Genomic DNA, 21518 nt, shown 5'->3' with positions numbered 1-21518 from the left:
TTTAAGGAACAAGCTATGTCACAGGTAAATGCTATTGGTTTAAACAGTGCAAAAAGTGAAGACATTATTAAGTCATTAAACTCGCTACTGAGCAGCTATCAAATTCAGTACATGAACGCACGTGGGTTTCATTGGAATATTAAAGGCCGTAACTTTTTTGAACTACACATTAAGTTTGAAGAAATTTATAACTTATTGCTTTTAAAAGTAGATGAAGTTGCTGAGCGTATTTTAACGCTAGATGGTGCGCCACTGCATGCGTTTTCAGATTACCTAGAAGTAAGTAAAATTAAAGAAGCTAAAGGTATTAGCGACGGTGTAGCTGCAGTAGAGAACTTACTTGCAGGTTACAGTGTGTTGATTAAAATGCAGCGCGAAATTTTAAGCCAAGCAGCCGATGCAAACGACGAAGGTACAGCCGCGCTAATGAGTGATTATATTTCAGAGCAAGAAAAACTTGTTTGGATGTTAAAAGCTTACTTAGATTAATAAAAGTTAAATGCATTAACCGCTGTATTTAAGCAGCTATAAAATAAAAACATCGCCTACTTTACAGTGGCGATGTTTTTATTTGTGCACTTTTTAATTGTTGCCTAATTATTTAGTAAGGCGATAAAAAAGGCCATTTCGAGCGCTCTTTCTTCTAAGCTTTTAAAACGCCCAGATGCGCCACCGTGTCCGGCATCCATATCGGTTTTAAATACTAAAATATTATTATCGGTTTTTAGCTCGCGCATTTTAGCTACCCACTTCATCGGCTCCCAATATTGTACCTGTGAGTCGTGCAGCCCAGTGGTTATTAGCATATGCGGATACTCTTGCGCGCAAATATTATCGTACGGCGAATAGGCTGCAATTACATCATAAAATTGCGCATCGTTAGGGTTACCCCACTCGTCGTATTCGTTGGTGGTTAGCGGAATACTTTCATCTAACATAGTGGTTAACACATCTAAAAATGGCACATGACAACCAACGCCACAATAAAGCTCAGGTGCTTGGTTTACCACGGCTCCCATTAATAAACCACCCGCACTGCCACCCGATGCAAATACTTTATTTTTATCGCCGTAACCTTGCTCAACCAGCGCTTTAGTAACGTCTATAAAGTCGTTAAAACTGTTTTGTTTATGTTGTTTTTTACCTTGCTCGTACCACTGCCTGCCTAACATTTCTGAGCCGCGCACATGCGCAATAACGTACACAAAGCCGCGATCGAGTAAGCTTAATGATGTACTCGAAAAACTAGGATCAATAGTATAGCCATAAGCACCATAGCCATATTGAAACAACGGATTAGTACCGTCCTTTTTAAAGCTCTCTTTACGGTAAACAACAGATACAGGTACTTTTACGCCATCGCGTGCAGTTATCATTAGGCGTTCTGACTGATAATTATCGGCGTTAAAGTCTCCTAATATTTGCTGTTGTTTTAGTAAGGTTTTTTCGCCTGTAGTTAAATCAACATCGTATAGCGAGCCAGGCGTAGTTAAGCTTGAGTAGTAAATACGGGCACTGCGTGATTCTGGCTCTGGATTCATTGCTATGGCGGCGTAGTAGCAAGGATCTTCAAACGCTAATGTCATGCGTTCACCTTGTTTATTAACAACCACAAAACGGGCTTGCCCTTGCTCGCGCTCACTTAATACTAAAAAGTCGTTAAATAATTCAACACCTTCAAGCAGTACATCATCGCGATGAGCTGTGTGCTGCTGCCACTGGGTTTTGTCGGCAATAGTTTGACTGGTTGCGGTCATTAAGCGAAAGTTTTTTGCTTGCCAATTCGTCACTATGTAAAAAGTATCGCCAAGCTTATCAACGTCAAATTCATGGCCTTCTTCGCGTGGCATTAATGCGTTGAACTCGCCGTTTGGCTGGTCAGCATCAAGTACCCAAGTGTCGTTAGTTTCGGTGCTGGCTAAATCAATAATAATAAGGCTTTCGTCGCGACTTTTGCCCAGCCCCATAAAAAAGCTGCTGTCTTGCTCTTCGTACACCATTACATCTTGGCTTTGCTCTGTACCCAGCACGTGCCTAAATACTTGGTAACCTAATAATGTTTTTAGATCTTTTTTAACATAAAAAACTGTTTTATTGTCGTTAGCCCAAACCACTTGGCCTTCGGTGTTTTCTAACTTATCGGTGAGCATTTCGTCAGTGGTTATATTTTTAAAGTGCACGGTATAAATACGACGCCCTTCAGTATCTTCTGAGTACGCCATTAATTGCTCACACGGGCTCAGTGCTACTTCGCCTAGCTCAAAAAATTCAAATCCGGCCGCTAGCTTATTTACATCTAATAAAATTTGCTTATCGCTAGTACTCATATCACTACTGCGATAATGACGAGAATATTCGTCATCGCCACGCACTTCAGAGTGATACCAGTATTTGCCATCTTTAACCGGTACTGTATTGTCGTCTTTTACAATACGGCCCTTTAGCTCTTCAAAAAGAGTGTTTTGCAATGGCTGCATTGGCGCTAATTGCGCTTCACAATAGCTGTTTTCAGCATGTAAATGCGCTAATACATCTTTATTTTGACGTTCGTCATCACGCATCCAATAGTAATTATCGATACGTGTTTTATCGTGTGTGTTAAGGGTATAGGCTTGCTTTTCAGCAATAGGGAAGCTTGGCAGCAAGGCCAAAGAAAAATCAGAAGTAGACACAAATAAACCGATTAAAAAATAACAATATTTGCCAGTTTACCATAAAAATAAAAAAGCCCACTCATTGCTGAGCGGACTAAACGGTATAAGTACAATTACTAAAATTTCTGCAATTTTTATTGTTGTCTTTATACCTTGGGAAGAGAGCACCTTGGGAAGAGAGTACCTCAAGAAGAATATCTTAAGAAAAACACCTTGAGAAATAATTCCAATTCAAAACTGTATACAAGCTATTTATTTTACTTGCTGCCAAGCCATAGCCCAGCTTTTACCCACACCGGGTTCAAACATGGCACTTTGCTCACCATTAACACGGCAATATTCACTAAATGGCCATGCTTTACACTGATAAATATGCCCTGTTTTGGGCTGCAATACTTTTATGCCCGCATTATAGTTATCGCCACCAGCGGGATAAACGCTATCGTATTCTGCGCTATTTTCTATTACCGACACATTGCGTTTAGCCAAACAATTAAAACTAACATCCGCTTTACAAATACCGCTTGATTCTAGTGCAAATATTTGATTATAACGATAAGCAACTACTAGCCCTGTATCGGTCATGCGCCCTGCGCTAACTAAGGGAACATGCACATTAATATATTCTGCTATTAGGCGCGGCCACGCATTAGGCCCTCCCTGCTCAGATACCGTCACTTCATAACTAAATGATAAATCGACTAGCTCTCCTTGCATGTCATAAAAGGTTACTACTACAGAATCGCCAATAGATAATTGGACATCCTGATTTAAGCAACCTATTGGTGTCCATTTTCCACAGACCAATGACGTATGCATAAACACAGCAACACCTTAAAATCCAAACCTTGCATTGGTAATACACAAATACACAGCCAAGACATTTAGAGCAATAAACAAACAAATGTAAACTAAATATTAGCTCAGTTTATTAATAAGATGAAGATTATAATTCGCAAGCTTGCAACAATCAAACAAAAGAATGTAACCAGAATTTAAATCTAATACTTAAGCTCTATATAAAACAAAAAAGCCAACCTAATTCGGTTGGCTTTTTACTTTGCTGCTTACTAACAATGCTATTTTAAATTGTAGCTTTAGTGGTTTTTTTACTAAACGGGCGTTTAAATAACGCGCCTATATCCGTTAAAATAATATATAAACACGGTACTAAAATCAGTGTTATCAAAGTAGCAAACATAACAGCAAAGCCCAGCGCTACTGCCATTGGGGTAACAAATTTAGCTTGTAGGCTGGTTTCAAACATAATAGGTAATACCCCTGCAAAGGTAGTAATTGAGGTGAGTAATATAGCTCTAAAACGCGCACAGCCTGCCTCAATAACGGCATCTTTAATACTTACGCCGTTACGGCGCACTTGGTTTACATAATCGGTCATAACTAGGGAGTCGTTTATTACTACCCCTGCGGCGGCTATTAAACCAAAGCCCGACATTAAACTAATATCTAAACCAAACCAATAATGCCCCCAAATAGCCCCCGTTAAGCTAAACGGAATAACCGACATAACAATAAGCGGTTGCGAGTAACTTTTTAATGGCACAGCCAGTAAAATATAAACGAGGATCATGCCACCAATAAAAAACATCATTTGCTCACTTGCTTGCGCTTGTTGTTCCTCTATTGCGCCACCAAGCTCAGATTTAACTGTAGGGAACTCATCTTTAAGCTGCGGTAATAAGTTCTCTTTAACTTGTTTAACTACTTCACCTGGCTCTATTTGTTCTTCGTCGATACTGCCATATACATAAACTGTACGATAGCCTCCTTCACGGCGAATATAACTAATGCCTGGTGTTTCGGTTAGCTCAACTACATCACCGAGTAATACCTCACGCCCTTGTGGTGTGGTGATCACTGCATGTTTAAGTGATGAAAATGCTTCGCGAGTAAGCTTAGGGTAACGAACCATTACACGTACTTCTTCGCCGTTTCTGATCACGCGCTGCGCTTCACCACCATAAAAGCTAGCACCGACTTGGGTGGCAACACTCGAAAGATCTAAACCTAAGTCGTAAGCAACCGGTTTTAAGCTCATTTGCACTTCTTTACTAGCAGGATCAATGGTCGAGCTAATATCAAACAAACCTTTTTGTTGCTGCAGTAATTGAATAAAACGACGCCCTGCATTATTTAGCGTGTCTATGTCTGAGCCATACAATAAATAGCCAAACTCACCATTACCGTTGGCACCGCCGCCGCCAGCATCATCTTGAATAGTTAACGACTTAACGCCAGCTATGGTTGGCATAGCCTCACGCCAACGACGCGATAACTCAAAGGCGTTATACGGACGCAAGTCTTCATCAACTAATGGCGCTAATAACTGTGACTCTGTTCTACCTTGGTTAAATACCAAGATATCGCGGATCATTTTTTTACCAAATTCACGCTCGGTTGCTTCATCAACTTGCAGCACCATAGCTTCAATGTCGCGAATAGCTGCAATGGTTTGTATGTCTGAAACATTGTCATTCATTTCTACGCGTATTTGTGGAAAGTCGTGCGGTACTTTAGGGGTGGGTACAGTACGTACTTTGTTTGAGGTAATTAACCCAACGCTAAGAATAAGCATTGCTATAAATGCAAACATCACCGTCCAGCGCCATTCTACGCAGCGCACTATAAAACGTTTATACGGGCCATTTACAAAGCCAAAAAAACGGGTATTAAAGCGATCGCGCCAACTGCCTTTTTTAATAGGTGCAAAGTGCGTATGAGCAATATGCGCCGGTAAAATTAGTTTTGATTCAACCAAACTAAATACTAAGCACAGCATTACCACTACCGCTATACCGTAAAAAAACGCGCTTTCTGGGCCGCTCGATAAGGTAAATGGTGCAAACACTGCAATTGTGGTTAATACGCCAAAGGTCGCAGGCGTTGCAACACGATTAGCGCCGCGCACTACGCTTTCAACACCACCACCACTTCTTTCTATTTCGGTGTAGGCGCTCTCTCCTATGACTATGGCGTCGTCCACCACTATTCCCAGCACCATAATAAACGCAAATAACGAAATAATATTAATGCTAATACCAAATACCGGCATCATCATCATCGCACCTAAAAAGCACACTGGCAGCCCTAGCATTACCCACAACGCCAGTTTAAAACGCAAAAATAACGACAACATAATTGCCACTAAAATAGCGCCCTGAAACAAGTTAGCTTTCATCATATCAAGGCGAGCATTTAGATAATAAGTCATATCCATTAATGGCTCTAACCGTATACTGGGTGGCAGCTGATTATTTTTTTGCTCTATAAATGCTTTAACCGACCCAGCAACCGGGATCATGTTTTGCTCTTGGGTTGCTTTAACCGAAAGATACACCGCATTTTGCCCATTAAACTTAAAGTAGCGCTCACCTTCAGTAAATTGGTCTTTAATTATGGCAATATCTTGCAATAATACTTTTGCACCGTATTCGCCAATTTTTACCGGTATTTTTCGAAACTCTTCGCCGCTATAAAATTGATTTTCTACGCGTACCGAAATAACTCCCGAGTCAGTTTTTAGCTGCCCTGCCGAAAAGTTAGCTGAATATCTGCGTACTGCATTCATTACATCGCTTAAGGTTAAGTTATATTGGCGCAGCGTATCGGGTTCAATTTCAATGGCTATTTCATCAAGTGGCACATCGTTAACAACTAGCGATACATTAGAAAGCTGCAATAACTCACTCTCTATTTGGTTTGCAATTGGCTTAAGCTCGCTCAGTGGCAGGTCGGCTACTAAGGTCATGCCTATTACGTCTTGTCTAAACTCTACTTGGCTAATTGTTACCGGCTCCATACCGCCAGGAAACGTGGCTATACCATCTACGCGAAGTTTTACTTTATCGAGCACGTCGGTAAGTTTAACGTCAGTATTTATTTCTAAGCTCGCACGGCCACCATTACGAAACGCACGATACACGCCTTTTTTAATTTCGGTTACATCCTTAAGCGACTCTTCTATTTTTATGAGAATGCTTTCTTCTATTTCTTGTGGCGATGCACCTGGATAGTTAGCTTCAATATTAATGTAGTTAATTTCTACATTAGGAAACATTTGGCGCTGAATAGTAAAGTAACTAATAATCCCCATTACAATGATAAAAAACATCATTAAATTGGCAGCTACCGAATTCTTTGCAAAGTAGGCAATAATACCCGTTTGTTTTTGCTCTATTGGTTCATTCATATTTTGCTGCCTTACAACTGCTGAGTATTAGAGTTGCTTGTCTCTGAGCTTTCAGTTGCGCTGTTAGTACTAGTACCAGCCACTTTTACTTCCATGCCCTTTTGCGGATACTCTGGCAAGGTAACAACGAGTTTATCGTCTGCATTTAAACCGCTGTTAATATAAAAAAACTCACCTTCTTCTCTAATAACCGTTACTTTGCGCGGCTCAAGTTGCTGCTGCTCATTTACTATCCATACCGTTTGATTATTCACTAATGCTTGCGGTAAACGGTAAATGTTACTGAGCATAGCGCCTGCAAATCTTACCTGTACGTAGCTGCCAAATTTAATTGCTGGTTGTTTGCTTTTTAAACCGTAAGGGTCGTCAATTCGCACCACTAAACTACTCATGCGGGTAGCACTATCTACAATACCTAAATCGCGGTCTATTACTGCTTCACGAGTAAAGCTATTTAGTCCTTTTTGAATCACTGTTGCAGTAATACCTTTAATTCGCTCTGGTAAAAAAATACTATCAAAGCCGGCAATAGGAATGATCACCTCTGCGGTTTCTATGTTATTAATTTCGGCCACTTGCGAACCCATAGATACAAACTGACCCACACCAATATTACGACTAATAACGAGCGCATCGTATGGCGCAGTTATTTCGCAATTTTCTAAGTCACGTTGCGCACGCTTTAAGGCAGCTTGCGCCGATTTAACCGACGCTTGTGCACTCAAAACTTGTGGTTTACGTAAAAATAAATCTGTACGGGCCTTACCAGGAAAGCGTGTTGCTTCGTCTGCTGCTACTTGCGCTTGTGCTTGTTCTTCAATTAAGCCTGCTTGTGCGCGTGCAAGCTCAGCTTCAGCCATTAAAACGGCTGCTTGGTAATTATCTTTTTCAATAGTAAATAGGGTTTCGCCACGGCCAACTACACCACCGGCAATAAAGTTAGGATGCCAACTTAATACCTCACCCGACACCTGCGCCGACAATTGGGTATTTTCAAGCGGCTTTACTTCACCGTAACTATTAATAATAACCTGATGATTATTTGCCAAAGCACTTTCCACTTTAACGGTAGGGCGTGTATCTACTGGTTTTTTTTCTGCTGATTCTTCTGCAATAGCGTTAATTCCCATAAAGCTCACTATGCCAATGGCAAGTGCAACAAAAGGAAAAACCCATTTAAGTATTCTTGTTTGCATAACTTAATTACCTCAAAAACTCACTAACAACATAATAACAGAGCTTAACCAAATATTAACGACGCATTTGTAAGTAACTATTTCTAAAATAACTCTCAATTAATAAAAAGAATAACAAGTAATACTATAGAGAAATTAAAGCTGTAATTTTTAAGTTTATAAATCAATAACTTTAAACAAGAATAAATAATAGAGGCGCGGTTTGGAGTAATAAGTATATAGTGGCGGCTGCGTCGCCTGTGCTAACTTTCAAAAATTATATTTTTAAATAAAAGCGTTTTATTCGCAGCGTAAGAGTAATAGCATGGTTTATTTATACACAATTTAGAAAGTATGCAGCGCTTGGCTAAATAAAAATAGTGCCGGTTAAATACCTTACCGCATGCCCTGTGATCGTTACATATGTATCACCAACATCGCATAGTAACTGTCCGCCGCGGCTCGAAGCCTGATAAGCGCTTAACGTAGTTTTACCCAATTGCTGAGCCCAATAAGGGGCAAGGCCGGTATGAATAGAGCCTGTTACATAATCTTCATCGCCACCGCTTGCAGGCCAAAAGTAGCGAGACACAAAGTCGTATTCATCTCCAGGTGCGCTGGCAACCACATCGAGCGGAAATAATGTTTTTAGTAACTGCGAATCGGTTTTAAGCTGAGTTACATCTTGCTCATTATCGTAAATAGCAAAATAAGCTTGGCGGTTTTTTAGCACTTTTGTGGGTGCTTTTGATAAACCATTTAGCAGTGCAGAAGGGGCATTTAATACAACAACCGGTGCTTGTTTTGGAAAGGTCATGGCAAAGCTACCATCGCTATTTTTATTAACGACTAACTCGCCCACGGCAGCAGCATAAAAACGCACTTGCGCTAAATTATGCTGCTCACAAAGCACATAAGCAGCTGCCAGTGTGGCATGGCCACAAAAGTCAATTTCCATCAAAGGTGAGAACCAGCGAATAGCAAAGCTGCCATCGCTTTGCTGGCAAGTAAAAGCGGTTTCGGACACGTTGTTTTCTGCGCCAATTTTTAGCATTAAATCGTCGCTTAACCACGTATCAAGGGGGATCACTGCGGCATAATTGCCTTTAAATAATTCATTAGTAAACGCATCTATTTGATGAATAGTTAATTGCATGGTTTAAACTTTATAATTACGAATAGCTTAAACCTGCCACAGTTAAATTAAATTATCACTATTATTTTAAACGTTATACCGTATTAGGGCGCATTTTATAATATTGAATGCAACCAAGCTGCGCAGCGTTGGTGAGTAAAATCATCACAAACGTTAAAATATGCGCAATACTTTGCGTAGCCATAGCAAACTCGGCAAATAAACCACAAATACCCGCCACAAACTGCAAACTAAAATAACGTGCACTTAAATTACTAATATCACCACTGCGAATAGTTTTATACGTTTGTGGCATTACACGCACCGAGCTCATTACCAAACCAACAAAGGTTAACCACGTTAGTACCTTAGCTGTATCGAGTACTGGGTTAGCTAATAACGTAAATGGAATAAGCGAAAAAGCCAACATACACAGTAACTGAACACGCTCTTTTCGTTCAGCATTATAACGCGCAAAATAGTATAAAATAGAACCACTTAATATACCTGTTACTATAAATGGCAGCGCCATATAAAAGCGCTCAAAATACAGATTAAAGGCAATAAAGTACGTACTTTGTGCAACACCAAAGGTCATCATCAACAGCGATAAACCCGACACGCTGCGATTTTTACGAATTTTATTTAGCAGTGGTAAAAAACTAAAGACTAAAATAAATGAAGACAATACAGGCAGAAAATGTGCCAAAGCAACCTCGCTCGTTACGTAAGTGTTAATAGGAATTAAAATGGAAACATATAATAAACATATGTTTTTAAAGGATTTTATATTATAGCGGCATTGTAGTGGCGACTAGATTTTACTCAACTAAATTGAAAATATTTTTTTAGCAGCTGGCAACTTAGCTATACAAAAATCGTTAGCTTAAGTTCACGCTTTTGCTGTTTTTAGCATAACCATCTGCAAAACTTGAATTGCAATTGATAATTGTTATCATGCGCAATACTTATCATCTTTTCTTGCTTTATATATGCGAAAAACACTGTTTAAAATTCATAGCTGGGTTGCCCTTATTGCTATCATCCCCCTTATTGTTATTAGCATTACAGGGAGTGTTTTAGTATTTAAAAGCGAAATAGATGGCCTGCTAATGCCAAATAGCCACTTTGTGGTAAAAGCATTACCTGAGCGACTACCTATTGATAAGTTAATCGCTAAAACAGAGCGTACTTACCCTAATTATATAGTAGCTAGTTGGGAAATATTTAACGATGATACTGCTGATCGGGTTTACTTAATAAAGCGCGGTACAGAGCAATGGGCTAAGTTACATTTAAACCAATACACAGGTGATATTTTGTCAGAGCCTGTGGGTACCAGCCATTATTTCACCGATTGGTTTTTAGAGCTGCATTACACCTTTTTACTTAACGATTTTAAAAATTTACCAGGGCAAACGGGCACTGTATTAGGGTTCTTTTTTGCGGTGTTTTTACTCGTATTGGGTATTAGCGGCCTGATTATTTATCGCAAATTTTGGCGACGCTTATTTAGCGTACGCTGGCGTGCAACACTACAAATAGTGCTTAGCGACATTCATAAAATGACCGGCGTGTTAGGCTCACCCATTATTATTATTTTAGCCATTACTGGCGGCTACTTTAACTGGGCTGTGTGGTATCACGAAGTGATAGAACACGCACAAGAAGAGCATTATGTACTAACCAACCCCTTATACAGTCACGACATTTCGTTGCAGCAAATACTCGATGACAGCAAAAAACAAATCTCTACTTTTAACGGTACTTTTTTAGTTTTGCCATTAGAGCCAGACGAAAACATTACCTTATTTGGTGAAGTAAGCACAACCAATCCGCTGGCTAGTGAATACGCCAATACAATTACTTACAATAAGCTAACTGGCGAGCACATGGCTAACTGGGATATTCGCGAAGTAGGAATTGGCTGGCAAGTAATTGATAGCTTTAGAAAGCTCCACTTTGGCTACTTTGCAGGGCTTGTAAGTAAGGTGCTGTGGGCTGTTATTGGCTTAAGCCCTGTATGGCTTGCAGGTACTGGCTTTTATTTATGGCTTACCCGACGTGCACGCAAAAAGCAGTCACGACACAACCGTTTAAATAAACGCCGCACAGCAAACCCTTGATTAAAAAACAAACTCATTATAATGTTAGGTAAAGTAGTAATTAACTCTATTTAAGCTACTTACTTTTGTATCAATGGAGTGAGTTTATGAAATTTTATACGCTTGTGATAATTACTATTTTTTCATTAATAACCGGCTGCAGCAGTACTAACAATCAAAAGCAAATACTGCAAACTATACCGCTTACACAAGTAATTAATCATGCTTTATTTAGCCAGCAACCCACTTTATCTGAACAAGCTATTTTTGAGCTGTCTGAGGTCGAGACAGAGCAGTTTTTAGCGTATGCCAAAAAACAGCTATTATCTGGGATTCGTACCGATAGAGTTGTTTATAATTACCTTGAAAACCAACTAACTAACTTTACATATCACGGCGATACACTCACTTCTACACAAACAGTTAATCGAGCGCAAGGAAACTGTATTAGCCTAGCGGTGCTTACCCAAAGCTATGCTCGCATTCTTGGTTTAGATACGAGTTTTCAAGAAATGACCAGCGAGCCTGTTTACGCAAAAGAAAGTAACTTAGTGTATGTAGCTAACCATTTTAGAACTATGGTTTATGCCCCTAAAGAAATAGGTACCGCTAAAAACATAAATCCAATAAGCACAATAACAACCCGCGCAGGTACGTTAATCGACTACTTCCCAACTCGAGACAGTATTTACTCAGGTAGTGCTAACCATAATGACTTACTCGCTAAGTTTTATAGCAATTTAGCCGCTAGCGCATTAGCAAACAAACAATTAAACATGGCATATTCTCTTATTTTGCAAGCTAATAACTACACCCCTAAAGATCCTGAGCTATTTAACTTAGCAGGCATATTACACCGCCATGCTGGCGACTTACAAAGCGCGAAAAATATTTATCAAGCAGCATTAAATAACAATTATGCGAGCATAAATTTAATTAGTAACTATCAATTATTAGCTCAAAAGCTTGGTGATACTCAGCTTGCGCAGCAGTTATCTTTACAACTAATAAATATAGAAAAAGATCCTTATGAGTTATTAGTACTGGCTAAAAATGAGTTACAAACAGGAAATATTTATAGCGCTAACAAACATGTTGAGCAAGCAATAGTAAAAGCACCGTATATAGCCGATCTGTATTTAGAGCTGGCGAAAATACGCTTTCAGCAAGGTAAAACTCAACAAACACAAAGCTTACTTGAAAAAGCCATCGAACTTGAACGCGACAAACAAAAGCTTAATGTGTATCAAGCTAAGTTACTGTCGTTAAGTATGACAAAGTAAATGTGGGTTTTACGGCACTTAAATCGCCGCTCAAACCCCGTTATTAATTATTTTTACCTTTGCTTTTAAAAACGCTAAAGCGAATAATAAAAACTTAACCACGCGCGCATTTCATCTGCAAAGCTATCGCCTTCTACGCGCGATAAGCCCAAATTAAACGTTAAATCATTTATACCTGCAGGCCCCATCCCAAAGCTAATATCACCTTGATATTTTAAGCCGTAACTTTGTGCATATACCATGCTATCAAGTTGGTGTTGCTTGTAATAAAGCCAAGGTAACCCCTCTTTAAAGCTAAACCCAGCACCATAACCTTGATAACGCTTTGCAGTTGCACTGTAAAAAGGCAGCTCAGATGAAAGTACAAATTCGCTACTTTGTTGCTGATTAATCAGGTTTGAGCCAAAGCCACCTAATGCAAGGCTGCCATCATCACGTTGCTTTTGCTCAAGGCTTGCATAAAGAGGAATACCAAATGCTTTACCAAAAATTTGGGCGGCTAAATCGTAACCTTGCCAATTATTACTTTTGCTGCTGCCATCGTACCAGCTCGCATAAATACTTTGGCCTATAACAAAGTCTTGGCGGTCATATTGCCAGCTTTGAGTAACGCCTAAGCGCGTCCAGCTTTTATGGTTTTGTTTGTAGTCAGTGTAATTATAAGCAAGCTCTGGCGTTAAGTTTAACTGCCCAAATTTAAGAGGGTAACTTATTGCAGCAAAACCACCGCGCGCAGTAATATCGGCGCTTAAGCTTGTTTGATTTAAGGATTTATATTGGCGTGCTGTATTTAAATTATAATCAAACACGCTAAGTTTGAATTTTACTGGTAATGCACTGTATTTTGCCTGCACAAAACCACCATGCAAAGCACCATTGTGCAAGTCGGCGCTATACCCTGCCTGTAAGTCGAGCTGTTTTAATAAATCGCTACTTTTAACCCCTAAATTCAACAAACTGGTTGCAGCCGAATAATACTGCGCGCCTAGTGCAAAAGTGGCTTGTTGCTCAAGTGCATTGTAGCTACTTTGTGTGCCTACTTGGTTAGTGTAAATGTTAGCTTTTGGAAGTGTGTGTTGATTAACCATAAGCAGTGGCGCATGTTTAGTGGTTGCAATATCACTAACCATATTCCCTTGGTGTGTTTTCGCTAGTTGTTTTACATTGGGGCCATCTGCGCTAATCGAGAAATAAAGTAATGAGCCATCAGTCATTTCAATGGGATGTGCAACCGCTTCTTGCCCTTGAGTTAGTTTAGTGAGTGTTTTGCTTGCAATATGATAACTATAAATATCGGTAGCGCTATTTAAGCCAGCAATAAAGTAAAGCGACTCTCCATTTTGGCTAAAACTTGGTTGGCTTAAATATTGATACCCGTTTGGCATAGCCACTGATTGACGGTGCTCACCATCCGTATTTTGTATATATAATTGCCAATTTTCGTTTAAAGATGCTGATAAGTAAGCTAATTTAGTTTCATCAGGGTTTAATATTGGGTAGTCATACGCCGTTTTTAAACTTTTACTAAATAACTCAGTGACGACTTTAGTGGTTAAATTTACTTTCACTAATTCTGAGTAACCACCTCTTACTTGCTCAGCATATAAGGTTTCACCATCGCTGGTTACGCTAAAACGGCGAATACCTGCAAGCTCGGTAAGCTGCTCTATATTGCCGGTTTCAGTGTTGTAGCTAAAAACATCAGAAACACGATTATAACTCCCCGATTCCTCAGTACTAAAAGCACTAAAGTAAAGCGTGGTATTATTAATCCATTGTGGGTTAGCTATGCCTGCTCGGTTAATTTGGTTAAGCACTTGTTTTTGCTCACGCTTAAATACACCAGGTGCAGTGTCAGCAATATCTAGGGGATCATTTTCTAATAGCTTTTTTTGTGCTTTATTAAAGCTATTTTCGGCTTTAGTATTTTGCTCTGTGCTGTACACAATAAGCTTAGTGTTATCGTTTTTATCACGCTCTACAATTGCCAGCTTACTGCCATCTTTTGCAAGCGCAGGGTTACTTGCATATAAACTAAGCTGTAGCCACAGCTCACTATTAAGCTTAGGTTCTAATTGCTCTTTGGCCATAGCTTTGTAAGTGTATTCAGCTACAAAACGGCGGTACAGCTTAGCGGCACTTTGCCCAAACACGCCGCTAAATGCTTGATCAAAATCACGCACTTTTACGCCTTGCATGCGTGTCCAAACGCTATCGAGCGTTTGCTCTGAATAGTTTTGCTCTAACCAATTTAAAAAACGGCTACCAATTAAATACGCCATGGAGCTGGCCATAAAGCCACCTTCGGTACTATTTAACTGTGAGTAGCTGGGCAACGCTCCTTGCTGGGCAAACTCTACTAATATTGCTTCTGAGTAGTTATCAAATAAGCGCCCACGACCGGTCATTTTAGATTCAATTAACGTGGCATAACCCTCGGCAACCCAACGAGGGGTATTGCTGTAAGTTAGATCGTATAGATCCCATAGACTGCGTATTTTTTGCTGCCAGTTATTACGTGTTGGCTGTGCTAAATGCACTAAGTGAATGTACTCGTGCAATACCAATAACTGCTGCCAACCTGAGGTATTTGATATAACAGTATCTGATTGTGGCGGCGTGGTAAAAAGTGCCATTATCGGGTTATTTGAGGTAGGTAGCGCAAAACCATTCGCTGCATTTAAGGGATCAAACACCACTACATCTACAGTTTTATCGAGTGCGCGGTTTTGTTGCTCAAGCACTTTGGTACGTACTATTTCGAGCTCTACAGCAGTCGATTTGGCAAAGTCGGTATGCTCAATACTGTAATGCACATTAAAGTGCTCGGTATGAATGGTTTGCCAGTCGTTGCCATAGCTCGGCGCGGTAAGTAATAAAGCCGCTGCGATAAGTGTTTTTTTCATTATAGTCCCTTAGATGATCCCTTAACTGCACCTAGGTTATTACTAATTACTTTTAGTTGGCAGTAATAAAGTGTAATAAAACATGTGCAACTATAAACTACACATGCTTTTAGTAGAGCTACATCCAGCTACGGGGATCAGATTCAACCTGCATAAGTGTAAAATCAATTATAAAGTCAGCATCTTGCTGCTTTATATAGGGCATAAAAGCGTAACCTGAGGCGAGTTGTATATACACACTTTTTAACCCTGAGCGACGCATTAAGTAGGTACTTATACTACGGGCACTTTGTGTTTTATACAGTTCAAACACCCGATAATGTACGCCAATCAAGCCTTTGCGCACCACCATATAATACCGGCCATTATCTTCATGTAAGTAATAGCCATAACGCTGATACGACAAGGTAACTAAACCAGAAAATGCAACAAATACACCTAAACTAAGCCACATATTAAACTCAGCTACTAAGCAAAAAACAAATACTAATATGCTCGGTAAAAGCGCATAAAAAACCAAGTTTTTATATAGTAGTGCGCGCTCTGCGCCTGTAAATGCGAGGTTTTTGCTATTAAACCAAGGATAAATCCATTGGCAAACACTGTTTACTTGTGCCGCGTTTAATACCGGTAAGAGCAAGGTTTGTTTATTATTTTTAGCAGCAACGCCTGCTACCATACCACCACTGCTCGCTTGCAAGCATTCAACGGTAAAGCGCTTTAATAGTCGGGCAACTAAGTTTTGTTTTATAACAATTGATTGCACCTTATCTAAGCTCATAGATAACTGATGGCGCTCTAATAAGCCAGCAATGCGTTTAAACTTTTGTCCTTTAAAATACAGCTCGTAGTTATAAAACCGAATCAACGACATGCCAACCGATAACAACACCGCAATAATAACCAACAAAACAATTAAGGTGATCACCGCAAACATGGCAGCATTGGCCACTATACCTAGCTCTTGCTGGTAAAAGCCCTCCATTTTAGCAATCAGCTTTTGCTCTAAAAAATCGATAACAACATTTATAAATGGCGCAATAGCTGCAAAGGCTAAAATAGCCATATTTGATATTAAACCAAACTTAGCAATTTCTTTATTGCTAATAAATAGACTGCTTTGTGCTGTTACTTGGTGATCTACATTGTCAGTTACAGTATCTTGCTGCTGGGCTTTGTAAGCAAAAATTTGTTTACGCATTTGTTGTGCGTGTTCTTTGGTTATTCCCGGCAGTACCACTTCTTGCGCTACGCTACCTGCGGCATCAAAAATACAATTTACTAAGTTAATAGGGGTAAAATAAAACGGCTCAGCAATATTTACGTTTTGTACGCGAGCAAATTTAAGGGTTAAACGCTCTTTTTTAAATACGCCTTTTTTGAGTAAAATTTCGTGTTCTTCAGAAATACAAAAACGAAAGCTTTTATAATATAAAAAAGAGTAAATAAGCAAAGCAACAAGCGCGACGGCTCCGGCAATTTGTCCCCAAAATAGTTTGTTTTCAACTTGAGTTACAAACACAATCGTAATAGGTAGCAAATTAAATATGCCATCTCTTATAACTCGCACCATAAAATGGACAACAAAATACACTAACGCCCAAGGCGATACAGCTTGCCAATGTAAACTACTTGCGCTACCAGCGTTACTCATCTGCAGGGGTTACTTGTGCGATGTTATCGTCGTTGCGGTAGTTTTGTACAAACTGGCGCATATTTTTACAATCGTCGTGAGTTAAGCCGCTAATTTGCAGGTCGGCGCTCATGCCACCAGCGCTGTATAGCTTTAAACTCGCTAAGCCGAGTTTGCGCTCAATTGGCCCGCGGTGCACCTCAATATGCTGTACTCGCGCTAGCGGCAAAATAACTATTTGCTGCCAAATAATTCCCTTTTTAAACGCGATATCGTGGGTGCGCATTGCTACCCCTTGCAGCTTTATACTCACTACATTATAAAACATTGATAATATGATAATTATTGGCATGCCAATCAACAAATACGTTTGCGCTAGATTAGCAAAAGCAGCATTTAAGTAACACGCCACCACTAAGCCGGTTATTAAAGGAATATAAAACGCCAGCCAATTAAGTTGCACATGCAGCAAAGCGTTAGCCGCCAATGGCTTAAACTCAATATTACTATGTTGTGGTAAGTTGGTTATTTGTTGATTATTAAACACCATATTATTGTTTAAACTCACTATTACTTATATAAATACAAGGCTCAACTCAGCCATTTAATGATGGTAATTAAGGTATGGCTTTGTTTTGGCGCGAGCGTAACGGCATCATTTAATACGTTGGCTGCTTCAAGGCAAAGCATGTTGTTATATTCAGTATTAGCAAAGTTAGATAAACGCTTTGATTTTTCTATCCATGGATTCCACAATACGCAAGAGCTGGAATTTTCTCGGCCCACACTAATTATACCCTCGGGAGTATTAATGGTTTGCACTGGCGCTGCTTGGGTATAAACCATGTCGGTTTCGCGGGCAAAACTAACCACATCACTTTGCATTACTGGAGCTTCGCCAAATTCAGTATATTGCGCACCTTGCAAACCATCAACGCTGGTATTGTTAATATCTGATGTTGGAAAATAAGTATGCAGCGCTTGCGAAAAGCTAAACGGTGTATTGCTTAAATTTGTGGTTGTTAAGCGCACTTGTAACTGCTCGTTTAGTACAAACTCAACTCGTAAGCTTGATTGATGCGGCCAATAATCAAGATTAACTAGTTTCATGGGTAATTTAAGGCTAACAATAACTTCGTATTCGGTTTCATGCACTTCATCGGCCTGCCACAAACTCGTTCGAGCAAAACCATGCGCCGGAAAATCGCTGTTATCGTGTGCTCCAAACCAAGGCCAACAAATTGGGATACCGCCGCGAATACTGGCATTTTCTTGGAATGTTTCTTCTTGAGATACCCATAACAATGGCTGCTTACCTTTTGGGGTAAACTCGGTAATTTGCCCGCCTTGCAAAAATATTTTTGCATCGCAATGGCTGCTATTTATATTAATAAATTCTAAACCGGTGTCAGTATGACAAATACTAACGGAAGGTGATAACTTCATATTATTTCCTATAATGCTGGCACGTAGTGTTAAATGTGCACCTAAATAGTCAAGTAAGCTTATAAATCATCTACATGATAAGCGAAATAATTTAAATATCGATCGCTTTATTTTCACTCGGTAATACCTGCGAGGTATTTATAAATAATTACTTTGTACTAATACTTATTTATAAATGTCACCCTCAGTAAATTAGCAATACTTATAAATTGATAAAAAAAACTCATTATCTATACTCTATAGGCTTAAAGGTATACTACAGCCATTGGCGAATAAAACACTACAGACATAGATTAAAAATTAAAAAACACAAATTTTAATTACTGCTCAAACTAATAAAAACCACAAAAAGCAGGCTAAAATGCAATATATCATTTGAATTCAATTTACTTGATGTGTAACATTTCGCGATTATGGCAAACCATTGCGCCCTTTTAACGAGATTAGCTAAATGCAAAAACATAACGAGTTATTGGTTTCTTTACGTAAAGTGATTCGTGCGATCGATTTACACTCTAAGCAACTGAATAAAACTTCAGGCTTAACTGGGCCACAACTGCTTATAATGCAAGAGGTTTCCCATACAGATGGGATAACAGCAAGCCGTATAGCTCAAAATGTAAATTTAAGCCCGGCAACCGTTACTAATATTCTTGATAGGATAGAAGGTAGAGACTTAGTAACTCGGGTACGTAGCCAAATGGATAAGCGTCGAGTGAGTTTATACCTCACCGATAAAGGAAAGGAGTTACTTGATAAAGCACCGCAACCACTACAAGAGCATTTTATTGCTAAGTTTTCGGCACTTGCAGAGTGGGAGCAGAGCCTATTACTGTCGTCAATGCAGCGCATTGCCGCAATGATGGATGCAGATAAACTTGATGCATCGCCTCTGTTAGAAGTGGGTGCGCTTACTCAAGCTCCTAAATAATAAATTTACACAGGATGTGCTTTTACATCTTAAATTTTCAATCAAAATCTGAGCAGCAATTTATGACTAAACTTTCGAAATTAACACTTGCCCTCATGCTAGCTGGTGCGTCGAGCAATGTATTCGCCGCAGATCTAGACACGCTTCAAACTCAGCTTAAACAACTTAAACAGCAAATGCAGATGCTAGAGCAGCAATTAGCAGCTGAAAAAACCAAACAACAACAAATTAATGAGCAACACGAACAACAAGTTGCTCAAATAAGTAAAAAAGCGGATACAAAAATTGTTGCTGTTGCAGAGTCTGAATCAGATAAAAAAGACGAAGGCATTAAAATTGGCGGTGCTATTCGCGCTAATTACAGCATTAATTCATACGATGATGACAATAAAGATCGCGGCGGCGACTTTGATTTTGATATTTTCCGTTTAAATGTATCTGGTGAAATTAATGATATTTCTCTAAATGGTGAAATTCGCTTTTACGATTACATGACTGTAATTAAATACGCTTACCTTGGTTATGAGTTTGTGGATGGTTGGGAAGGCCAAGCAGGTATAACATCTGTTCCTTTTGGTAACGGCCCGTACAACTCACACAGTTATTTTTTTAGCACTAACTATTACGTAGGGTTAGAAGACGATTTTGATTTAGGTGTGGTAGTAAAACGTAAACTTAAAGACAACTGGAAGCTAGACCTTGGTTTTTTCAAAAATGATGAACTAGGCGGAGTAGACGGTGGTTCCGATAAAAGCAAGCGTTACTCGTACGATATTGTAGGTAGTCGTGCACCAAATGAAGGTACATACGCAGAACCTGTAAATAAAATTGGTGAATACAATACCTTTGCAGGTCGCGCAACGTATCAAGTAGAGCATAGTAAAAACGTAATTACCGATCTGGGTGTATCGCTATTAAGTGGCGGCCTACATGACGGTAATGACCGTGCTGGAAGCTACGGTGCATGGGCTGTGCATCTTGATAGCAAAATTAATAACTGGAACGTACAATTTCAACATGGCGAGTACGACTACGACCTAGACGATAATAGCAACCGTTTTGCTGTAGGTGCTTACGCTTATTACGATACTGTTTCGAGCAAAGCAACAATGACTAACTTCAACGTAGCTTATAACTACTCACTTGAGTGGGGCCCAGTGACCGACATTCAGTTTTACAACGATTACGGTATTATTTACGACAAGTCTGATAACAGCGCAAATACTTGGATGAATGTAACGGGTATGAGTGTTGCTGCAGGTGGTTTCTTTAGTTACTTCGACTTTATCCAAGCACGTAATCAACCATTTATTGGCGGAACAATTATTGGTGAAGGCGATACAGAACGTCGCTTTAATATTAACCTTGGTTATTACTTTTAAGCCAAGCAAGGTTAATTAGCTAGTTAATTAGTTAGTTATAAAGGGCAACTTTGTTTGCCCTTTTTGCTGCGCTAATTTTATTTATTCCTTTATGTCCACGTATTAAGTAACTGCAATTGCGCTTAAATTTCGGCATTAATTACTCTATAATCAAACTAACTATAATTTAATAAAACTAACCTAAGTGAATATAAAAACAACCTATATATATTACAAAAAGGTATGGTTTAAAGTACTTGGCTTAATGCTAGTTGTACTTGGAATTATAGGTATAGTACTACCGGTTATGCCCACCACCATCTTTTTTATTTTAGCTCTGGCCTGTTTTACTCGCTCATCGCCTGCACTTGAGCATTGGCTTTTAAATCATCCACGATACGGCACTACCCTGCACCAGTGGCAAGCACATAAAGTAGTGCCTGTTAAAGCCAAATATTGCGCCGCTTTGGGCATGCTGGTTGGTTTTATATTTTTACTGGCTTCATCTCCTGCTGTTTGGGTTATTTTTTTAGTTGCCATAATTGAAGTGGCTGTAATGATTTATTTAATTTTAAGACCCTCTTCCATACCAAAAAGTTGAATATCCCGCTTTAACAACGTAAATACCCGCTGTTTATAAAAACTTAATGTAAAGTTTAGTAAGTATATTTGTAATAGC

General features: G+C 39.4%; 16 protein-coding genes. 6 read left to right on the top strand and 10 right to left on the bottom strand.

Annotated elements, in window-relative coordinates; genetic code table 11:
- The first annotated feature begins 15 nt into the window (after positions 1 to 15).
- Positions 16 to 489 carry a Dps family protein gene (locus tag I6E78_RS07680; protein WP_011329579.1) on the top strand — a complete coding sequence of 158 codons (474 nt, stop codon included), beginning with the start codon at positions 16 to 18 and terminating at the stop codon, positions 487 to 489.
- A 104-nt stretch (positions 490 to 593) separates the two neighbouring features.
- Here the strand turns inward: I6E78_RS07680 and I6E78_RS07675 are convergent, their stop codons facing one another.
- The 6 genes from I6E78_RS07675 to I6E78_RS07650 all read right to left on the bottom strand — a co-directional run bounded on the left by I6E78_RS07675 (position 594) and on the right by I6E78_RS07650 (position 9883).
- A complete protein-coding gene (locus I6E78_RS07675; RefSeq protein ID WP_197182241.1) occupies positions 594 to 2672 on the bottom strand; it encodes a S9 family peptidase in 2079 nt (692 codons plus the stop codon).
- A 234-nt stretch (positions 2673 to 2906) separates the two neighbouring features.
- Entirely contained in the window at positions 2907 to 3473 is a 567-nt protein-coding gene (locus tag I6E78_RS07670) for a chitin-binding protein (protein ID WP_086993163.1), read from the bottom strand.
- Between the two features lie 265 nt (positions 3474 to 3738).
- Positions 3739 to 6864 carry an efflux RND transporter permease subunit gene (locus tag I6E78_RS07665; protein WP_197182240.1) on the bottom strand — a complete coding sequence of 1042 codons (3126 nt, stop codon included), beginning with the start codon at positions 6862 to 6864 and terminating at the stop codon, positions 3739 to 3741.
- A gap of 11 nt (positions 6865 to 6875) precedes the next feature.
- Positions 6876 to 8060, bottom strand: a complete 1185-nt coding sequence (locus I6E78_RS07660; RefSeq protein WP_011329583.1) for an efflux RND transporter periplasmic adaptor subunit — start codon at positions 8058 to 8060, stop codon at positions 6876 to 6878.
- 346 nt (positions 8061 to 8406) lie between these two features.
- The gene (locus I6E78_RS07655) at positions 8407 to 9195 is read right to left on the bottom strand and encodes a PhzF family phenazine biosynthesis protein (RefSeq protein WP_089368898.1); all 789 of its coding nucleotides are present in this window, start codon (positions 9193 to 9195) and stop codon (positions 8407 to 8409) included.
- 73 nt (positions 9196 to 9268) lie between these two features.
- Positions 9269 to 9883 (bottom strand): PQ-loop domain-containing transporter, encoded by a 615-nt coding sequence (locus I6E78_RS07650; protein WP_011329585.1) that lies wholly within the window; start codon positions 9881 to 9883, stop codon positions 9269 to 9271.
- Positions 9884 to 10166: 283 nt separating this feature from the next.
- Between I6E78_RS07650 and I6E78_RS07645 the strand changes: the two genes are divergently transcribed.
- Both I6E78_RS07645 and I6E78_RS07640 read left to right on the top strand, forming a co-directional pair.
- Complete coding sequence (locus tag I6E78_RS07645) at positions 10167 to 11300, top strand: PepSY-associated TM helix domain-containing protein (protein WP_197182239.1); 1134 nt, start codon at positions 10167 to 10169, stop codon at positions 11298 to 11300.
- 86 nt (positions 11301 to 11386) lie between these two features.
- The gene (locus I6E78_RS07640) at positions 11387 to 12562 is read left to right on the top strand and encodes a tetratricopeptide repeat protein (RefSeq protein ID WP_011329587.1); all 1176 of its coding nucleotides are present in this window, start codon (positions 11387 to 11389) and stop codon (positions 12560 to 12562) included.
- 74 nt (positions 12563 to 12636) lie between these two features.
- On the opposite strand, the gene I6E78_RS07635 is transcribed toward I6E78_RS07640, so the two are convergent.
- The 4 genes from I6E78_RS07635 to I6E78_RS07620 form a co-directional block, all read right to left on the bottom strand.
- Complete coding sequence (locus I6E78_RS07635; RefSeq protein ID WP_197182238.1) at positions 12637 to 15468, bottom strand: TolB family protein; 2832 nt, start codon at positions 15466 to 15468, stop codon at positions 12637 to 12639.
- Between the two features lie 118 nt (positions 15469 to 15586).
- On the bottom strand, positions 15587 to 17122 hold the full coding sequence (locus I6E78_RS07630) for a PH domain-containing protein (protein ID WP_182678583.1): 1536 nt from the start codon (positions 17120 to 17122) through the stop codon (positions 15587 to 15589).
- Positions 17115 to 17648: a PH domain-containing protein gene (locus tag I6E78_RS07625; RefSeq protein WP_086993164.1), complete on the bottom strand. Its 534-nt coding sequence runs from the start codon at positions 17646 to 17648 to the stop codon at positions 17115 to 17117. Before I6E78_RS07625 ends, I6E78_RS07630 begins: the two co-directional genes overlap by 8 nt.
- A gap of 44 nt (positions 17649 to 17692) precedes the next feature.
- Positions 17693 to 18547: a D-hexose-6-phosphate mutarotase gene (locus tag I6E78_RS07620; RefSeq protein ID WP_011329591.1), complete on the bottom strand. Its 855-nt coding sequence runs from the start codon at positions 18545 to 18547 to the stop codon at positions 17693 to 17695.
- A gap of 451 nt (positions 18548 to 18998) precedes the next feature.
- Between I6E78_RS07620 and I6E78_RS07615 the strand changes: the two genes are divergently transcribed.
- From I6E78_RS07615 to I6E78_RS07605, 3 genes are all read left to right on the top strand, one after another.
- Positions 18999 to 19478 (top strand): MarR family winged helix-turn-helix transcriptional regulator, encoded by a 480-nt coding sequence (locus tag I6E78_RS07615; protein ID WP_011329592.1) that lies wholly within the window; start codon positions 18999 to 19001, stop codon positions 19476 to 19478.
- Positions 19479 to 19540: 62 nt separating this feature from the next.
- Positions 19541 to 20860: a porin gene (locus tag I6E78_RS07610; protein WP_011329593.1), complete on the top strand. Its 1320-nt coding sequence runs from the start codon at positions 19541 to 19543 to the stop codon at positions 20858 to 20860.
- Between the two features lie 184 nt (positions 20861 to 21044).
- Positions 21045 to 21440: a YbaN family protein gene (locus I6E78_RS07605; RefSeq protein ID WP_041454623.1), complete on the top strand. Its 396-nt coding sequence runs from the start codon at positions 21045 to 21047 to the stop codon at positions 21438 to 21440.
- Positions 21441 to 21518: the final 78 nt, after the last annotated feature.

This window comes from Pseudoalteromonas sp. NZS127 (assembly GCF_015864805.1).
GTDB classification, from domain to species: Bacteria; Pseudomonadota; Gammaproteobacteria; order Enterobacterales; family Alteromonadaceae; genus Pseudoalteromonas; species Pseudoalteromonas nigrifaciens.
Note: the sequence above shows the minus strand (reverse complement) of the source record. Positions and strands in the feature narration are given on the sequence as shown.